The organism is Paenibacillus allorhizosphaerae (assembly GCF_042659105.1).
Taxonomy (GTDB): domain Bacteria; phylum Bacillota; class Bacilli; order Paenibacillales; family NBRC-103111; genus Paenibacillus_G; species Paenibacillus_G allorhizosphaerae.
The window spans coordinates 60,642-76,781 of sequence record NZ_JBHSRV010000009.1; the positions used below are offsets into that span (position 1 = coordinate 60,642).

15 protein-coding genes and 2 pseudogenes are annotated in these 16,140 nt (G+C 53.3%); 11 read left to right on the plus strand and 6 right to left on the minus strand.

What is annotated here, in order from left to right; genetic code table 11:
* The first annotated feature begins 3 nt into the window (after positions 1–3).
* The 5 genes and pseudogenes from ACFQI7_RS26595 (at position 4) to ACFQI7_RS26615 (ending at position 2,708) form a co-directional block, all read left to right on the plus strand.
* Positions 4–243, plus strand: a complete 240-nt coding sequence (locus ACFQI7_RS26595) for a hypothetical protein (protein ID WP_218100763.1) — start codon at positions 4–6, stop codon at positions 241–243.
* A gap of 30 nt (positions 244–273) precedes the next feature.
* Positions 274–1,365 (plus strand): GGDEF domain-containing protein, encoded by a 1,092-nt coding sequence (locus tag ACFQI7_RS26600; RefSeq protein WP_218100762.1) that lies wholly within the window; start codon positions 274–276, stop codon positions 1,363–1,365.
* 165 nt (positions 1,366–1,530) lie between these two features.
* Positions 1,531–2,385 (plus strand): RCC1 domain-containing protein, encoded by an 855-nt coding sequence (locus ACFQI7_RS26605; protein WP_218100761.1) that lies wholly within the window; start codon positions 1,531–1,533, stop codon positions 2,383–2,385.
* Between the two features lie 23 nt (positions 2,386–2,408).
* Positions 2,409–2,465 (plus strand): annotated as a pseudogene (locus ACFQI7_RS26610) (hypothetical protein); the annotation flags it as partial.
* The gene (locus ACFQI7_RS26615) at positions 2,466–2,708 is read left to right on the plus strand and encodes a hypothetical protein (protein WP_230415258.1); all 243 of its coding nucleotides are present in this window, start codon (positions 2,466–2,468) and stop codon (positions 2,706–2,708) included. It begins immediately after the preceding pseudogene.
* 282 nt (positions 2,709–2,990) lie between these two features.
* Here ACFQI7_RS26615 and ACFQI7_RS26620 read toward each other — a convergent pair whose 3' ends face one another.
* Together ACFQI7_RS26620 and ACFQI7_RS26625 are read right to left on the minus strand one after the other, a co-directional pair.
* Positions 2,991–3,698 carry a DUF2225 domain-containing protein gene (locus ACFQI7_RS26620; RefSeq protein WP_218100759.1) on the minus strand — a complete coding sequence of 236 codons (708 nt, stop codon included), beginning with the start codon at positions 3,696–3,698 and terminating at the stop codon, positions 2,991–2,993.
* 25 nt (positions 3,699–3,723) lie between these two features.
* Positions 3,724–4,113, minus strand: coding sequence for a globin domain-containing protein (locus ACFQI7_RS26625; RefSeq protein ID WP_218100758.1), 390 nt, complete (start codon positions 4,111–4,113; stop codon positions 3,724–3,726).
* A gap of 531 nt (positions 4,114–4,644) precedes the next feature.
* Between ACFQI7_RS26625 and ylbJ the strand changes: the two genes are divergently transcribed.
* The 3 genes from ylbJ (at position 4,645) to ACFQI7_RS26640 (ending at position 9,499) form a co-directional block, all read left to right on the plus strand.
* Positions 4,645–5,883 carry a sporulation integral membrane protein YlbJ gene (ylbJ, locus tag ACFQI7_RS26630; RefSeq protein WP_218100757.1) on the plus strand — a complete coding sequence of 413 codons (1,239 nt, stop codon included), beginning with the start codon at positions 4,645–4,647 and terminating at the stop codon, positions 5,881–5,883.
* Between the two features lie 91 nt (positions 5,884–5,974).
* Positions 5,975–8,527 (plus strand): alpha-glucan family phosphorylase, encoded by a 2,553-nt coding sequence (gene glgP / locus ACFQI7_RS26635; RefSeq protein WP_218100756.1) that lies wholly within the window; start codon positions 5,975–5,977, stop codon positions 8,525–8,527.
* A gap of 153 nt (positions 8,528–8,680) precedes the next feature.
* Complete coding sequence (locus ACFQI7_RS26640) at positions 8,681–9,499, plus strand: NAD kinase (RefSeq protein ID WP_218100755.1); 819 nt, start codon at positions 8,681–8,683, stop codon at positions 9,497–9,499.
* Positions 9,500–9,628: 129 nt separating this feature from the next.
* Here the strand turns inward: ACFQI7_RS26640 and ACFQI7_RS26645 are convergent, their stop codons facing one another.
* A complete protein-coding gene (locus tag ACFQI7_RS26645; RefSeq protein WP_230415256.1) occupies positions 9,629–10,246 on the minus strand; it encodes a YutD family protein in 618 nt (205 codons plus the stop codon).
* Between the two features lie 19 nt (positions 10,247–10,265).
* Positions 10,266–11,144: pseudogene (gene lipA / locus ACFQI7_RS26650) on the minus strand (lipoyl synthase); the annotation flags it as partial.
* Positions 11,145–11,382: 238 nt separating this feature from the next.
* Between lipA and larB the strand changes: the two are divergent.
* A complete protein-coding gene (gene larB, locus ACFQI7_RS26655) occupies positions 11,383–12,228 on the plus strand; it encodes a nickel pincer cofactor biosynthesis protein LarB (RefSeq protein ID WP_218100752.1) in 846 nt (281 codons plus the stop codon).
* A gap of 34 nt (positions 12,229–12,262) precedes the next feature.
* On the plus strand, positions 12,263–13,420 hold the full coding sequence (gene larC, locus ACFQI7_RS26660; RefSeq protein ID WP_218100751.1) for a nickel pincer cofactor biosynthesis protein LarC: 1,158 nt from the start codon (positions 12,263–12,265) through the stop codon (positions 13,418–13,420).
* 54 nt (positions 13,421–13,474) lie between these two features.
* On the opposite strand, the gene larC (ACFQI7_RS26665) is transcribed toward larC (ACFQI7_RS26660), so the two are convergent.
* Positions 13,475–13,957, minus strand: coding sequence for a nickel insertion protein (larC, locus tag ACFQI7_RS26665; RefSeq protein ID WP_218100750.1), 483 nt, complete (start codon positions 13,955–13,957; stop codon positions 13,475–13,477).
* 118 nt (positions 13,958–14,075) lie between these two features.
* On the opposite strand from larC (ACFQI7_RS26665), the gene ACFQI7_RS26670 reads away from it, so the two are divergent.
* The gene (locus ACFQI7_RS26670) at positions 14,076–15,152 is read left to right on the plus strand and encodes a M23 family metallopeptidase (RefSeq protein ID WP_230415253.1); all 1,077 of its coding nucleotides are present in this window, start codon (positions 14,076–14,078) and stop codon (positions 15,150–15,152) included.
* Between the two features lie 130 nt (positions 15,153–15,282).
* On the opposite strand, the gene yunB is transcribed toward ACFQI7_RS26670, so the two are convergent.
* Positions 15,283–16,026: a sporulation protein YunB gene (gene yunB, locus ACFQI7_RS26675; RefSeq protein ID WP_218100749.1), complete on the minus strand. Its 744-nt coding sequence runs from the start codon at positions 16,024–16,026 to the stop codon at positions 15,283–15,285.
* Positions 16,027–16,140 lie beyond the last annotated feature (114 nt).

Genomic DNA, 16,140 nt, shown 5'->3' on the forward strand with positions numbered 1-16,140 from the left:
GGCATGATACCTTTCGAAAATACTTGGCCTTATGAACGGATCGGGTCCGATATTTACGTGCAGTATTGCCCCTTTTGTAAGGCTCCGAATGTTCTTCTTCCTTTTAAGCCCCGAGAGCTTGAGTTTCTGAAGGAAGGCGTGAAGAAACTGCTTATATTCCCCTGCTGCCATAATAAACTGACCTTGGTCGGCGCCGACCAAGACTATCTGCTCGCGGGCCGTCCGCTGCGTCAATACCGCTAGGAACCTTCCCGCTTCTCAGGAGAAATGATAATGTATTACATCCCGCTGACCAATGCGTGCACCTTGATCGCGTTAAGCTATATGGCGCTCAAGCTGCGCAATCTGCCTTTCTTCGAGAGATTCGAGGCGCTGATGGCTCCGGTATTGACCGGAATGGCAAGCATCATCTTGATGCTTCTTCCGTTTCCGGATGATTCGTTGCTGAGCGACCTTCGATACGCACCACTGATCATGGCCGGTCTGCGCTTCGGTTGGACCTCGGCACTGCCGTCGACACTGCTTCCAGCGGTCTTTATGACATGCCTCCAGCCGCCGGACCTTCTGCTTCATATCGGAGAGGACTTGCTCCTCCCCGCTGTCATCTCCTCCTTGTTTCACCGCAAGGAGTATGATACCGGTTACAGCGTCATACGCTTCACGGACGGTTGGAGCATATGCGCGATACTGGCCGTGTGCCGGCTAATCGTTCACGGGCAGTTTTTTTACGTTCCCGGATTTTATTTTTGGGGAGCGCATCTGTTCATGTTGTTCCTGTCGGGCGTTGCCATCACCGTGCTGATCTACATGTATAATGAAGACAACCGGATCTGGATGGTGCAGCGGAAGCTGGAGCTGGAAGCCAAGCAGGACGGGCTTACCCGGCTGCCGAACTTGCGCGGCTTTCTCGATATCGCAGGCCGAACGATGAAAGGCCGGCTGATCGCCATCCTGATGATCGACATCGACAATTTCAAACGGTACAACGATTCGTTCGGTCATTTGCACGGCGACCAGCTGCTTCGGGATACCGGCCAAATTCTTCGCTCGGTAATTCATGAGCAAGATTATGTCGCGCGATACGGCGGCGAAGAGTTCATCGTGCTGAGTCACCTAGCCGACGAAGCCGTGCTCGCCCGCTATGCGGACCATCTATGCCGGACCATCGAGGCTTACGAGTTCTACGGAGACGACATCATCCAGACGACCATCTCGGTCGGCATCTCGGTTTCCCAAACCCCGCAGGATGAGCTGCAGAAGCTGATCGACGAAGCCGACCGCGCGCTGTATCACTCGAAGCTGTCCGGCAAAAACCGCTATACCTTTTACTCTCCCCATATGTCCGAACGGCAGAAAAACGCTTAACCTTGTGGATCACGGCCAAGGTCTTAAGCGTTTATTTGTTTTTAGTGGTCCAGAACCATATATCCATTTTTTTCTATATCCATGCGTTAGATTATAGCCCCCTGCGATGTTTACTATTTGGATCGCTTTTCCAAACGATATTAACAATGTAGGAGGTTAATGAGTATGAAGCTGCCGCTGCCGGCAAAACGAGCAAGAACATGGGCGATGATCGCGCTCGCCATTATGGTACTTTTATTTAACGCAGGGTTCCCGTCCACGCCAGCGGAGGCTGCGAATTCGGTGAAGGCAAAACAGATTGTCCAACACGGATATATGCCCATGGTATTGGACGATCAAGGCAACGTTTGGGTCACCTCGATTTCATCCCGCGCTTACCGAATGAATCTGCTTCCCTTCCGCTCCCATTTGGTGAAAGCGGAACATATGGACCGTATCGCAACTCTTAATGCGTACTATTCCTATGCGGTAAAAGACGACGGAACGGTCTGGACGATGCGCACCAATCCATCTTCCGAACAGGATAAAGACAAGTGGGGACTGTACACCACCAAGCTTGGAGTCCAATTGCCCTACTTGAAAAATATCGTCAAAGTCACCAGCATTCAGGGTGGAATTTTGGCCCTTGATCGTGACGGAAAACTGTGGATATTGAAAATAGTATACCGTTCGGTTTCGGAGGGGACTCAAAGAATTGAACTCCCCCCTTTGTTTGAAGAGCAGCCACTCCTCGTTGAGGGAGTGGATCAAGTTAAAGATCTCTCCTTCACCTTGATCCTTAAAGAAGACGGAACCGTCTGGTCTCAGTGCTTCTCCCAGTCATGCCCTAGTATGCCGGAGCAAATGGCAACGACTCCTCCAGTCCAAATTCAAGGCTTGGAAGACATCATCAAAGTTGACGGGGACACTCCGAGAGGTATTGCTCTAAAAAAGACGGGACGGTGTGGGCCTGGGGATACAGTGATTGGACAAAGCCACAGCCTGAGAATCCTTTTAAATTTGAGATCCCATTTCAACTGAAAGGGCTCTCCGATATCACTGATATCTCCTTTGGTTTTTCCCATATTCTTGCTCTAAAAAAGGATGGAACCGTTTGGGCGATGGGACATTTTCCAAATACAACAACAGGTCCATCCTCTTCCGATAATTTCACCCCGCTTCATCAAGTAGAAGGGTTAACTGACGTAGCTGCAGTATTCTCAGGTGAAAAAACAAATGCCGCGATCAAGAAGGACGGTTCATTATGGATGTGGGGCAGGGACCAGCATGGTCTTTTCGGTATTCCGTACGGAGATGACTGGGCTTTACAAGATCGTCCGGTTCAAGTGGAACTGAAGCCATAGCCAGAAAAAAAAGTCAGTACCCCAAGGTCGACTCGAACCCGACACGGAATGAACCTTGGTGTTCCTTTACCCTTGGGAGGGTAAACTTCGCGTTCAAGAAAGATGATAATGTGTTGGTAGGAGATCACCAAAATCTCCAGCCCAACCCGACCCTCGTTGAACTCAGACCCGATACGGAGTAACGCTCCGATAAAATAAAGGGAAAGCACCACAGGCGCTCTGATGCGCCTAACGATGCTTTCCCTTTCTCTTTTGTTACACAAGGCCACTTGCCGAACACGCCTATATTTCCTTCAGCAGCTTTGCTTCTTCATCCAGCTCGAACTGCTCCGCCCTCATATCTTCCCGGGTGACGGCCCACTGCTCGCGGCAGGCGCGAATCATGGCGGCGTCCATAATGCGGCGGTCGTTAATGACGCGGGCGAACCAGCGCACGGCCTGGTTGTAGTTTTTGAGCCTGCGATTTAACTCGCCTATCAAATACATCAAGCGGGCATTGTTCAGCTCGTTCCCCTCGGTCTCGAACACGCGCGTATACTCATCCATTGCATACGACAGAAACCGTTTCTCCTGATCGAGGTCGCCACGATCTCTGTACAGCCATGCGATGTGGTGCAGCAGCCCCGCCGTGATCCGGTTTTTCTCCTTGATTGTCTGCGCGCACAACAATGCCAGTTTGTACGTGTACAGCGCATCCTCCCAATTGCGTTCTCCGCCGTAATCTTTATTCGTCCACTGGTCTCCTACTTTTTCGCTGAACGCCTGTTTTTGTACGGAATGTAATCGATCCGTCGAATTTTCCGTACAGGAAAATCCGCAGGAGGGACAGACGCGCACGACGTAATAGTCGGGATTGATTTCTTTATAGCGTACATAAAAATCCGTATCGGTACCACTGGCCTTTTTGAAGCTCGGCCGGACGCGAGACGTCTTATATTCCGATTCGCAGTGCGGGCAAGTGACTTTCACTTGAAATAACGGTTCGACCATCCGAGGGGACACTTCCTTCTGCACGTTAGCTGTTAATAAAATGGTATGCCGGCCCTTTTAGCCTTTCCAACACCGCCATCTGCAGTTCAGGCGCCATATCCGTTTCTTCCAGCGCACGACGCATGCAGCCGAGCCATGCTTCAGCCCGTTCTGCAGTTACCGGGAATGCCATATGGCGCGCCCGCATCATCGGGTGGCCGTACTGATCCGAGTAAAGCGGCGGTCCTCCGAAAAATTGGGTTAAAAATAAAATTTGTTTCTCCATGACCGGCACAATATTGTCCGGAAATAACGGGCCTAGTAAAGGGTGCTGCTGTACTTTCGGGTAAAAGGCCTCCACTAGCGTTCGAATGCCTTTCGCCCCACCCATCGCTTCATAAAAGGTCAGTTCACGTGATTCATCCGACGTGGACATAAGATTCATCTCCTAACGAAAAAGACGATGCCGCCCCTACTATGCGCCACTGCATCGTGTGCGTGATTGTAATGTATAAGAACCGATATCGGACTCGTTCATAAACCGCCATTGGCAGCGTTACAAATCCTCTTCTCCGGAATTCATCAGAGTCTCCTTAATAACGTAGACAAAAGCGCATACGAGAATTCCAGCAATAACACCTACCATAAAGGATCACTCCCCCATTCTCATATACGTTGCAACTGTTACGCCAGCCCTGCAGCGTTAGTTGTCAACTGCGTTGCAACTGTTACGCTAGCTCAGCAGCGTCAGTTGTCAACTACATTTCAACCGTTATGCAATGCTGTACAAGCGCCCGTTATCAACCTTGGTACTATTGTACCATAGGACGTCTTGGCTTTTCAGCAATTTTTCTGAGCGCAAATGCAGTTATTCAAATTTTAATAAAGCGTTAAGGGCATGTCTCCTTGGCTCGAGACATATATCAGAATGACAAGCTTTTTTTCGGAAAGGAAGTCGGTTGCTTCGATGCGAAGATCAAACTTCATGCTTTACGGTGCAGCGCTGATCATCTTTAGTTTGGCGCTTCTCATGCTTGCTTTTCCTGCCGAAGCGCTGCAAGCATCGCTCAAAGGAATATCTATCTGGTGGGACGTGCTGTTTCCGTCTCTCTTCCCTTTTTTCGTCATATCCGAGATGATGCTGGGCGTCGGACTGGTGCACTTTTTCGGAACGCTGCTCGACCCGCTGATGCGGCCGCTGTTCCGTATTCCGGGCATCGGCGGCTTTGTTATGGCTATGGGATTCGCTTCCGGGTATCCTATCGGCGCGCGGCTCACGTCTCAGTTGTGGGAAAAAGGGCTAGTGAACCGGGAAGAGGGAGAACGGCTCGTATCCTTCACTACGTCCTCCGATCCGATCTTCTTGATCGGGGCCGTTTCGGTCGGATTTTTCCATAATCCGGCCATTGCCGGACTGCTTGCCGCGGCGCATTACGGCTCGGCGATGCTGGTGGGCTTGCTGATGCGGTTTCATGGCAAGCCGGTGGTGGGTAATAACGTGCAGAAGCCCGCAGAGGGCGTAAGCAGCGGTCCGATTTGGCGCCGGGCATTCGAGGAAATGCATGCGGCGCGACTCGCCGACGGGCGGCCTCTCGGCGTGATGTTGCAAAAAGCGCTCGGCTCCGCGGTCCAACTGGTCATGCTGCTTGGCGGGCTGGTCGTTTTCTTTTCCGTTGTCATGGAAGTATTGTCATCGGCCGGCATCATGGCATACGTTTACGCCGGAGTCGATTCCGTGTTGAGCCTGTTCGGCGTTCCGGTTGTACTGTCCAAAGCGGTCGTTAACGGCTTTTTTGAAGTCACGCTTGGGACCAAAGCTGCCGGCAACGCGGAAAGCATTCCGCTCGTCTATAAAGCGGCCATCGCCGCCTGGGTGCTGTCATGGGCTGGCCTTTCCGTTCATGCGCAAATTGTCAGCCTGCTTCACCACACGAACTTGCGTTATTTGCCTTTTGCTTTCGCGCGCTTTATTCATGGGCTGCTGGCGGTGGTGTTCGTTATCGTCTTGTGGAAGCCGCTCGATGCTTATCAGGAGGCGCTGGGGGCGTTTATGCCACAACCAGACGTAACGCGTCCGTTGACGACTATGATCGTGCATGCCCTCCCGACCGCCGCCGTTACATTCGCCGCACTCATAGGAACGATGTTGATGATGTCGCTGTTGTTCTGGATAGGCAAAAGATGTATGAACCGGTTGCGAACATAAGATACTAGGAGGAGCATAATATAGGAAAGTTCCTGCCAATGCAGGAAACATGCAGCGGTGGCTACGCAATTTTCAGGTCAGAGGTGAAACGATGTATAAAGTATATAATCCGAAGCTCCGTGAGTTGCCGCCTTCCATTGGGCGTTTGGGAGAGCTCGCCTACAATCTGTGGTTCAGTTGGAGCGACCAGGCAAAATCATTGTTTGCTCGAATCGATCCGCTGTTGTGGGACCAATATGTGCACAACCCCGTGCGGCTTCTCGCGGAAATTGATGCAAGCAAGCTGCAACAGATCGCTGCAGACGAGTCTTTTGTTCAACAATACGATGCCGTAATACGGCAATGGGACGAATACTTACAGGCTCCGTCCTGGTTCGAGGAAACGTATCCCCAGCACAAGCAGCAGGCGATCGCGTATTTCTCGGCGGAATTCGGATTCCATGAGTCGCTTCCCATTTATTCGGGGGGACTTGGCGTACTGGCCGGAGATCACTGCAAGTCGGCCAGCGACCTCGGAGTACCGCTCGTCGGGATCGGGCTTTTATATAAAAAGGGGTACTTCAACCAAAAAATCGATACGGACGGCAATCAACTGGCGGAAACCGTCACTTACGATTTTGCCAAATTGCCGATTGCTCCCGCGTATGCGGATGCTGCGCCATCGGAATTGCCGCAGGAGCTCGTCGTCACCGTCGCGCTCGCTGACCGTACCGTCCGGTTAAAAGTGTGGCACGTGCAAGTCGGACGCGTATCCGTCTACCTGCTCGATGCCGATCTTGAAGAAAACAGCCCCTGGGATCGGGAGTTGACCGCTCAGTTATACGGCGGCAATCAAGACATTCGGATCGCACAGGAAGTTCTGCTGGGGATCGGCGGCGTCAAAGCGCTTCGAGCGCTCGGCGTCCCGACAGGCGTCTTCCATATTAATGAAGGCCACGCCGCATTCCTATCCTTTGAACGGCTGCGCGAGCAGCTGGACAAGGGGCTCTCGTTTCACGCGGCGCTGGAAGTGATCCGCGCCAGCACGGTGTTTACGACACATACGCCGGTTCCCGCCGGCCATGACGCTTTTCCGCTGCCGATGTTCGAGTATTATTTACACGACCTGTTCACGGCTTACGGCCAGTATCGCGATGTACTGACGCAGCTCGGTCTCGATGCGGGCAAAAACTTGTTCAACATGACGTATCTCGCCCTGAATACGTCGGCGATCCGCGGCGGGGTCAGCAAGCTCCACGGCCAAGTATCGCGCGAGATGTTCCGGGGATTCCACGGTAATATCGGTGCGGAGGAAGTACCGATCGGCCATATTACGAACGGCGTTCACTTAAGTACCTGGCTGGCGCCGGAACTGAAAGAGCTGTACAGCCGGTTCCTGCCCGGAACATGGACGACAAGCCAGACGAACAAAGACCAGTGGGGCGGCATCGATCTTATCCCTGCCGAGTCGCTCTGGGCCGTTCATAAGCAGCTTAAGGAAAAGCTGATCGGATACGCCAGAGCCAATCTCCGCGAGCAGCGCCGCCGCAACAGTATGCCGGCCGAAGTGATCGAGGAAGTGCGGCAGTATTTGTCCAAAGATGCGCTGACGATCGGCTTTGCCCGCCGGTTCGCCACGTACAAGCGAGCGAACTTGGTGTTCAGCGATTTGAACCGGCTGGATCGGTTAGTGAACGACCCCGATCGGCCCGTGCAATTTATGTTCGCCGGCAAAGCCCACCCCGCCGATCGACCGGGGCAAGAATTGATCCGGGAGGTGTACCGGGTGTCGCAAATGGAGCGGTTCAGTGGCAAAATCGTCCTGCTCGAAAACTACGACATGAACCTCGCAAGATATTTGGTGCAAGGGGTCGACGTATGGTTGAACAACCCGCGCCGGCCTCACGAAGCGAGCGGAACTAGCGGACAAAAAGCGGCGTTGAACGGCGTCATCAATTTCAGCGTGTTGGACGGTTGGTGGGAGGAAGGATACGACGGCAGCAACGGCTGGAGCATCGAGATGAACAACGAAGCGGATTGGGCTACGCAGGAAAGGGAGAATACGGAGTCCATCTATCGTCTGCTTGAAAATGAAATCATTCCGCTTTATTACAACCAAGGTGCTCTTCCGACACAATGGGTGAACCGGATGAAGCGTTCGATTCGTACGCTTGCCCCCGTATACAACACGGACCGCATGGTGATGGATTATACGAATGAAACGTACGCCCCTTCGCTTGCAAGAACGCGGCACTTTATCGCCAACGATTATGAGGAAGCGATCAAAGTCGCCGATTACAAGCAGTTTATATTGCAGCATTGGCACCAGGTGCGCATTATCGAAGTGAACGACGGGAGCGGCAAAGCGAGAGTCGCTTCGCAGGCGGCGGACCCGCTGAAAGAGGTGTCCGTTACCGTTAAGTTCGGTCCCGTCTGGTATAAGGACACGGCGGTCGAGATCGTCTACTATGAGGAACACTCGGGCAGATGGCAGCAGCGGGTCATTGAGATGGAACCGTCGCGACAGCTCGACGACAGTACCGTGATCTACCGCGCATCCATTCCTGCGCATTTGAAGCACGGCCCGCATTTTAGCGTTCGCGTTCATCCGATTAGCCCGAACTTCGCCCGCAGGTTCGAACTGCCGCTAGTCACTACGTTTTAAGCAAGGCACAGGTCATGGCTTGATTTTCAGGCCGTGACCTTTTTCTTTTATGTAAACGCATCGCAAGCGGCTGCGCCATTGTTTTATTGCTATGAATAATTTATTATAAAAGTAGCGAATTTTGTCAGATTGGCTTATTTAGGAGGACGACCGTTGAAATATAATGTAGTTCACCGCGGCGATGAGATTTCCATTCAATTGATGCATACGTTTCACGAATTAATCCGGCAGCGTGGACTTACCCACGATGAGGTTTCCCCGGATATCGTGCTTTCCATCGGGGGCGACGGAACGCTGCTGCAAGCTTTTCATCGGTACAAGGATCAACTTGATCATATTGCATTTGTCGGCATTCACACGGGACGGCTCGGTTTTTTTGCCGATTGGAAGCCGGACGAAGTGGAACTGTTAGCTCAGCTGATGGGAGAAAGCGCCAAGCAGAACGACCTGCGCGTCGTTAAATATCCGCTTGTCGAAATCCAAATTACTACCCCGCAAGGGATCGAAACGCAGCTTGCGCTCAATGAGTTCACGCTCAAAGGCGTCGACGCTACGCTCGTTGCGCAGCTTCATATCAATGATGAGCTGCTTGAGACGTTTCGCGGCGACGGCATCTGTATCTCCACCCCATCGGGGAGTACCGCATATAATAAAAGCTTAGGTGGCGCAATCGTGCACCCGTCGCTCGACGCCATCCAGATTGCGGAGATTGCATCGATCAACAACCGCGTATTCCGTACGCTCGGCTCCCCAATTTTGCTGCCGAAGCATCATCATTGCGACATTTATCCGCGCGCGAATCAGAACATTGTGCTGTCCCTTGACCACGTGTATCTTCAGCGCAATGACATCATCTCCATCCGGAGCATGGTGGCTGCCGGCAAAAAAGTAAAGTTCGCCCGCTTCCGCCCGTTCCCGTTCTGGAGTCGCGTACGCGAAGCGTTTATCGGATACGAGAGCAATTTGATGTAACCAACGTTTCAACAATGAAAAACCTGGCCGCGCGGCCAGGTTCTTTTCTTTTCGTATGTTATAGCCTCCGTACGTTACCACAACGGCTCCAATTCTCGACGGCCATTCTCCCCGCAGCAATGTAAGGCGTTACGTTTCCGTACCGGAGGGAGAGGATGGCTTCGGTTTAGGCGCATTTTGGTTGGAATGCGGTCTGTGCGACTTGCCGGGCGCTCCGCTTCGATGGGATTGACCTTGAGGCTGGCGATGCCGCGGTCCATGCCCCCGTGGTCCCGGGGCTTGTCCCTGTCCGTGATTCGATCCCCGTTTGTCCTTCTCACTTGGAGCGGAATCGGCTGTCCCTTGCTTATGCGTCTTGCCCTGGCCGTAAGAAGCGGTTTGCTGGTTTGCCGGCTGTTCAGGGGGCAGTTCGGTATCCAGGAACAAATCTTCTTCGCCTTCATTGATTTGCCCTTGGGGATCCCCCCCTTGCCTGCCCGGCACCTTCTCGATAATAAAATAGGCACAGCCGAAATTGCAGTATTCGTTCAAGTAGTCCTGCAATGTGGAGATCGCCGTATCTTTGGTCGCCTTCGGGTGGTTATCCTTATAAAAGCCGCGCAGCCGAAGCTGGTTGTAGCCCCAGTCACCCACGATGTAATCGTACCGTTCCAGCACCTCGCTGTAACGATCGCGGAACGCCTCCGGCTTCCAGCCGCTCTTATGGTCCGTAACGACCTCATACGTTCTGCCCGCAATATGAATCAACGCACTTGCCTCCTTCCTGTTAAGATTGCTGAGCCGATTGCACCTGCTCATGCGCGTGATAGGAGCTGCGTACAAGCGGTCCGGACTCGACATGCCGGAATCCGAGTTTCATACCTTCCGCCTTCAGTTCCGCAAACTGCTCCGGCGTATAATATTTTTCGACGAACAAATGGTTCAGACTCGGCTGCAAATATTGACCGATGGTCATGATATTGCAATCAACCGCTCGCAAATCGTGCATCGTTTGTACGATTTCATCCCAAGTTTCGCCTACGCCGAGCATAATGCTGGACTTGGTAGGAATCGAAGGAGCCATCCGTTTGGCGCGCTCAAGCAGCTCCAGAGAACGGCGGTATTTGGCTTTGGCGCGAACTTTGTCGGACAATCGCTCCACCGTCTCTACATTGTGATTCAAAATATCGGGCTTTGCCTCCATCACGATGCGAAGCGACTCCTCGCTGCCTTGAAAATCGGGGATAAGCACCTCTACACTTGTGAGCGGGTTGCGCCGGCGCACCGCGCGAATCGTCTCGGCGAATATGGACGCCCCGCCGTCCTGCAAGTCGTCCCGCGCCACAGAAGTAATCACCGCATGACGCAATCCCATTTGCTCTGCCGCTTCCGCAACGCGCTCCGGCTCCTGCAGATCCAGCTCCGTAGGCAGTCCGGTATTTACCGCGCAAAAACGGCAGGCCCGTGTGCAAATATCGCCCAAAATCATAAAGGTTGCCGTTCGATTCGCCCAGCATTCATGTATATTCGGGCACTTCGCTTCCTCGCATACGGTGTGGAGCGTTTTGCCGCGCATCATATTTTTCAGTTCTTTATAGTTGTCGCCCGTCGTCAGCTTGATTTTCAGCCAGTCCGGTTTACGTTCGATTTGACGAGTAGCCATCGTTTGTCCCTGCTTTCCGCTGCTTTCTGTCTATCCGTATATGCCGCGGCAAGCATGCGCTTAAGCCGCTTTAGGCTATTATATCACGAATAAAGGAACAATCCACTTTCGAATTGAAATGTGGTACACTATCAATGGATTGTCGGCGGCGCTCAATACAAGATAATACAACTGCTGTACGACACCATTCGTTTCAGCGCCATTGCATGATAAAAACAGAAACCGGAGGATACGCTTTTATATGAATATCGATAACATTTTAAAGCTGGTTCGATCCGGAGATTTGGATATTGCAGAAGCCAAAAGGCTGCTCGAGGAGCAAGCGTCTTCGGTTCCGCGTCCGCCGGATCGCAGCGCGGGCGAAGTACATACAAATGGAGAAAGCAAGGCTTCGACCTCGTCCGAAGCTGAAATTCAAGGAATCGACGACACGCTGGGCTATGCGCAGCTCGATCTGCACCGGGCGAAGCGCACCGGCTTTCCCGAAGTGATCTTCGGGGAAGGCAAGACCGCCGAACAGATCGCCTCCATCTTCGAGCGGCTTATGGCGCATTCGGACCGCGTGCTCGCCACCCGGGTCAGTCCCGACAAAGCCGCGTACGTGCTGGAGCGTGTTCCGGGCGCGGTACATCACGCCGATGCCCGGGCGCTGACCTGGACGCGCGAAGATGCGGTCATGGCAGACGACGGCTACATTGCCGTCGTCTGCGCCGGCACATCGGATCTGCCCGTTGCCGAAGAAGCGGCCGTTACGGCGGAATGCATGGGCGTCCGGACGGAGCGGATTTACGATGTCGGCGTGGCCGGCATTCACCGGCTGTTCCGGCGGCTGCCCGTCATACGCGGCGCCAAAGCGATCGTCGTCGTAGCCGGCATGGAAGGCGCGCTCGCCAGCGTACTGGGCGGGCTTGTGTCCGTCCCAACGATCGCCGTGCCGACCAGCATCGGCTACGGCGCCAGCTTCCACGGACTAGCCGCGCTCCTCGCGATGCTGAATTCATGCGCTCCGGGTATCTCCGTCGTCAATATAGACAACGGCTTCGGCGCCGGATATAATGCGGCTCTCATTTATAAAAATTCCAAATAATTCGCAGGTTGCATGCGGGCAAAGAGGGATGACGATGAAAATATTATATCTGGACTGCTTTTCCGGAATTAGCGGGGATATGACGCTTGCGGCGCTAATCGACGCCGGGGCCGACCGCGACTACATCGATGAGGAGCTTCGAAAAATCCATATCGAGCCGTTCGCGCTCGAATGGAAACGCGTGAACAAACGCGGCATCTCTTCCTTGAAGGTGGATGTATTGCTCGACCCGAACAGGCCGCCTGAACACCACCGTCACTATTCGGAGATTGTCGAGATCATTAACCAATCCGGCTTTAACGAGCGAGTTGTGAAGCTGAGCTTGGCTATTTTCGAGAAAATTGCCGTAGCCGAAGCGAAAATACATAATATTCCGATCGAGTCGGTGCATTTCCACGAGGTGGGTGCGATCGATTCCATCGTCGATGTCATCGGTGTAGCGCTCGCGATCGATTCGCTCCAGATCGAGAAAATCATCTGCTCGCCGGTCCCGCTCGGTTCGGGAACGGTACGCTGCGACCACGGCATATACCCGGTTCCTGCGCCGGCAACGCTGGAAATGATGAAAGGACTTCCGATCGCCACAACCCCGTATGCGATGGAAATGACGACGCCAACCGGAGCCGGGATCGTCAGCGGCCTTGCAGACGAATTTGCCAAAGGGCTACCGCCGATGATCGTCGAATCGATCGGCTACGGTGCCGGAACCCGGGATCTGCCGAATCAGCCGAACGTACTCCGAGCAGTAGTCGGTCAGCTTGATCCTTTTTTGAGCAAATACCAACTTAGCCATGGACAGCTGCAGCAGGATCACGATCACCATCACGAGTCCGAGCACCATCATCATCATGAGCACGCTCATCCGACGGGGCACGCGCATCACCATCATCACGATCCGGCTCATGGACACAGTGATGACCATCATCATGGGCATGACGACCATGGACAACATCATCATCACCACGGACATGAGAGCCATAGCCACGACCATGAGCAGCACGAGCATGACCATCATCACCATCACGATCATCATCATGAACATGACGATCATAGCCATGGTCATGACCATCCGCATGACAGCGGCCGCCAGTCGCTTCACACCCGCCCCCTCAGGCAATCCGCTGCGGTTCATCGTCATAAGCCCAGCGATGAAGATGCGGATGCCACCCCGTCGCCCACCCTGCGGCAATAAACGGCGAAACAGACGAAACAGCGGTTCCTTCCCTATCGGAAGCGAACCGCTTTTTTAGATCCGTTGCTCACGATTATGTAGAAATCTTCGCCGTACTTCATCGTACACTTGTTTGAGCGGAACGCCGTGCGCCTTGGCTGCCGTCTCGCATTCCTTAAACTCCGGCGCGAACTGCACCAGCTTCCCCTGATAAAATCCCGCTTTGATATGTATGGTCCCCCACGGCGTTTCCACCGCATGAAATTCCCTTCCCAAGCGGTGCACGGAGGCTCGCAAATAGCGAAGCCCGAGCGTCGTCGTTTCCCTGAAAATCACATCTTCCATCCGGTGGACCTCCGCTTCATGTACGAGAACGTTCAACATGACACCGGGCCGTCCTTTTTTCATAATGATCGGTATCCAATATACGTCATTAGCGCCTTCAGCAAACAGCAAGTCGCCGACATAGGAGCAAAACTCAGGGTTCATATCGTCAATATTGGCTTGTAGCAGGAGCATTCCTTCGTCTACATGCTCGTCGCGGTGATCAAACGTCATTGCTCATCCCTCCTCCTGCATCATAACAAAAACAACGCGGGATAAAAAGGAAAACGGCAGCGCATCCTAAGCGTAGTTTACAATCTGGTTGGGATATTCAAGCGAGGAGGAGCATCCCATGAAAGTATTGCGCATCCGAAAGCTCGTCACTTTGCTGTGCAGCACAATGCTCGTCTGCAGCGTTTGTATTCCTTCTCCGGCGGAGGCTGCTCCTGCTGCACCCGCGGAAAAGTCCGCAAACGACAAAAAACCGTCCGCTAAGCAAAATAATGCGGCAAACGGGATGAAGGCGGTATTTGCCGAACGAAAAGATTTGTTCGACAAAGTCAGCGCGCTGACCGGAATTCCTTGGTATTATCTGGCGGCAGTAGACCAGTATGAGCGGACGATGAACTTGGCCAAAAAAAGACGGGCACCAGACGGCGTCGTTGCTATTTATTTCAATGAGCTGCAGTGGGGCGGCATGCTGAATCCCGATCATGACGATACGAATGCGCAAAGCATTGCGCTGTTCGGCGGTATCGGCCGCGACGGTTCGGGAGATGGCGCAGCAGATCGGACGAATCCGCTCGACCGGCTGTTTACGATGGCTATGTTTTTGCTGAACAAAGGCAGCGCTCAGGATGATCTGCGGATCGGACTGTGGGATTACTATCAAAATACCCGCAGCGTGGAACGCATTGAACAGTTTGCCAAAATATACGCAAAGTACGATACGCTCGATTTGCATCAACATTGTTTTGTCATGCCGGTCGGCGCCGATTATTCCTATCGCAGCACTTGGGGAGCAAGCCGAGGCTGGGGCGGCTACCGGATTCACGAAGGAACGGATCTGTTCGCCGGCTATGGGGTTCCCGTGCGCAGCGCCACGTACGGCGTTGTCGAAGTCATGGGTTGGAACCCTTATGGAGGATGGCGTATCGGCATTCGCGATTTGAATAACGTGTATCATTATTACGCGCATCTTTCCGGCTTTAATAAGAAAGAAGTAAGACAGGGCGAAATCGTAGAGCCCGGCCAAGTGATCGGCTGGGTCGGCAGCTCGGGCTACGGAAAACCGGGAACGTCCGGCAAATTCCCGCCCCATTTGCACTATGGATTATACCGCGACAACGGTTTGACCGACTGGTCGTTCGATCCTTACCCGCATTTGCGCAAATGGGAACGGGAGGAACGGATGCGCCGCCGCAAGTAGCCCGCTGCACGAAACCGGCCCGCTCTGGTTACATTTACGGGTGCGGTCCGGACTAGCCGTTACCGGTGGCTCACTGCGAGTAAGGCGGCGGCCCACCCACACTATAGCTCGATGGTCTTCCATTAACGCCTTATGGTTTTTGCGCGTTTGCCGCCGGCGGAGCCGCATCCATCTTGGGCAGAGCGATGTTCGGCGGAGGCGTATTCGGCCCGACCGGATTGCCTTTGCCGTCAAAATAATACGTCGGCACATCCCCGACGACGAGCGAATACGAAATCGGCAGCTCCGTTTCCACGAGTTCGGGATCGGTATTGAACGGGATAATGACGGATATTTCCACGCTCACGCGGACGTATACTTCGACAACGACCATATTGATTCCGGCATTTTGGTATCGGGTATTCAAATCGACTTTGACGGAACCGGCCGGAACGAGCCGGATCGGAATATCCGGACCGAAAGAAGCCAGCAACGGACTGTTCATCGCCTGCCCGAGAGGAATACGCTCCGGTATCGATTGCAAACGGTCCAGCTGTTTTTTTACAATTTGAACCGTGTCCCCTGAAATTTTCATATGTTCCGCAGGATTGAGCGTGAAACCGTTCACCTTGCCATTGCGGTCGGTACGCCAATCGATCAGCTTCTCCAAATTTGTATTTTGCGCAATGCGATCGGACACCGCCGCATTGATCGATTCCGTTGCAATCTGTTTCATTCGGACTTTGGCCAATTGGGTCAGCGGCGTCTTCAAATTTCGATCAATATACATGTACGATTGCAAAATAAACAGAAGTACAATGATCAGAGCGATCAGAATGGTACGCTTCAGCTTGCTTTTGCTTGTCGGGCTGCTTTTCCACCTCCGTTTAAGCACCAAGCCCCTCCCCTCCGTCCCGTTCGGACCTGCTTTCCTTACAGCATATGCGGCTTGGCCGAACATCATCACCATTTAAGGAACGGGAAGCATCGCTGTCCAACCAGCGGTGTC

Coding starts and splice junctions, on each gene's coding strand:
- ACFQI7_RS26595 (WP_218100763.1), top strand. CDS start 4: ATGATACCTTTCGAAAATACTTGGCCTTATGAACGGATCGGGTCCGAT.
- ACFQI7_RS26600 (WP_218100762.1), top strand. CDS start 274: ATGTATTACATCCCGCTGACCAATGCGTGCACCTTGATCGCGTTAAGC.
- ACFQI7_RS26605 (WP_218100761.1), top strand. CDS start 1,531: ATGAAGCTGCCGCTGCCGGCAAAACGAGCAAGAACATGGGCGATGATC.
- ACFQI7_RS26615 (WP_230415258.1), top strand. CDS start 2,466: ATGGGACATTTTCCAAATACAACAACAGGTCCATCCTCTTCCGATAAT.
- ACFQI7_RS26620 (WP_218100759.1), bottom strand. CDS start 3,698: ATGGTCGAACCGTTATTTCAAGTGAAAGTCACTTGCCCGCACTGCGAA.
- ACFQI7_RS26625 (WP_218100758.1), bottom strand. CDS start 4,113: ATGTCCACGTCGGATGAATCACGTGAACTGACCTTTTATGAAGCGATG.
- ylbJ (WP_218100757.1), top strand. CDS start 4,645: ATGCGAAGATCAAACTTCATGCTTTACGGTGCAGCGCTGATCATCTTT.
- glgP (WP_218100756.1), top strand. CDS start 5,975: ATGTATAAAGTATATAATCCGAAGCTCCGTGAGTTGCCGCCTTCCATT.
- larB (WP_218100752.1), top strand. CDS start 11,383: ATGAATATCGATAACATTTTAAAGCTGGTTCGATCCGGAGATTTGGAT.
- larC (WP_218100751.1), top strand. CDS start 12,263: ATGAAAATATTATATCTGGACTGCTTTTCCGGAATTAGCGGGGATATG.
- larC (WP_218100750.1), bottom strand. CDS start 13,957: ATGACGTTTGATCACCGCGACGAGCATGTAGACGAAGGAATGCTCCTG.
- ACFQI7_RS26670 (WP_230415253.1), top strand. CDS start 14,076: ATGAAAGTATTGCGCATCCGAAAGCTCGTCACTTTGCTGTGCAGCACA.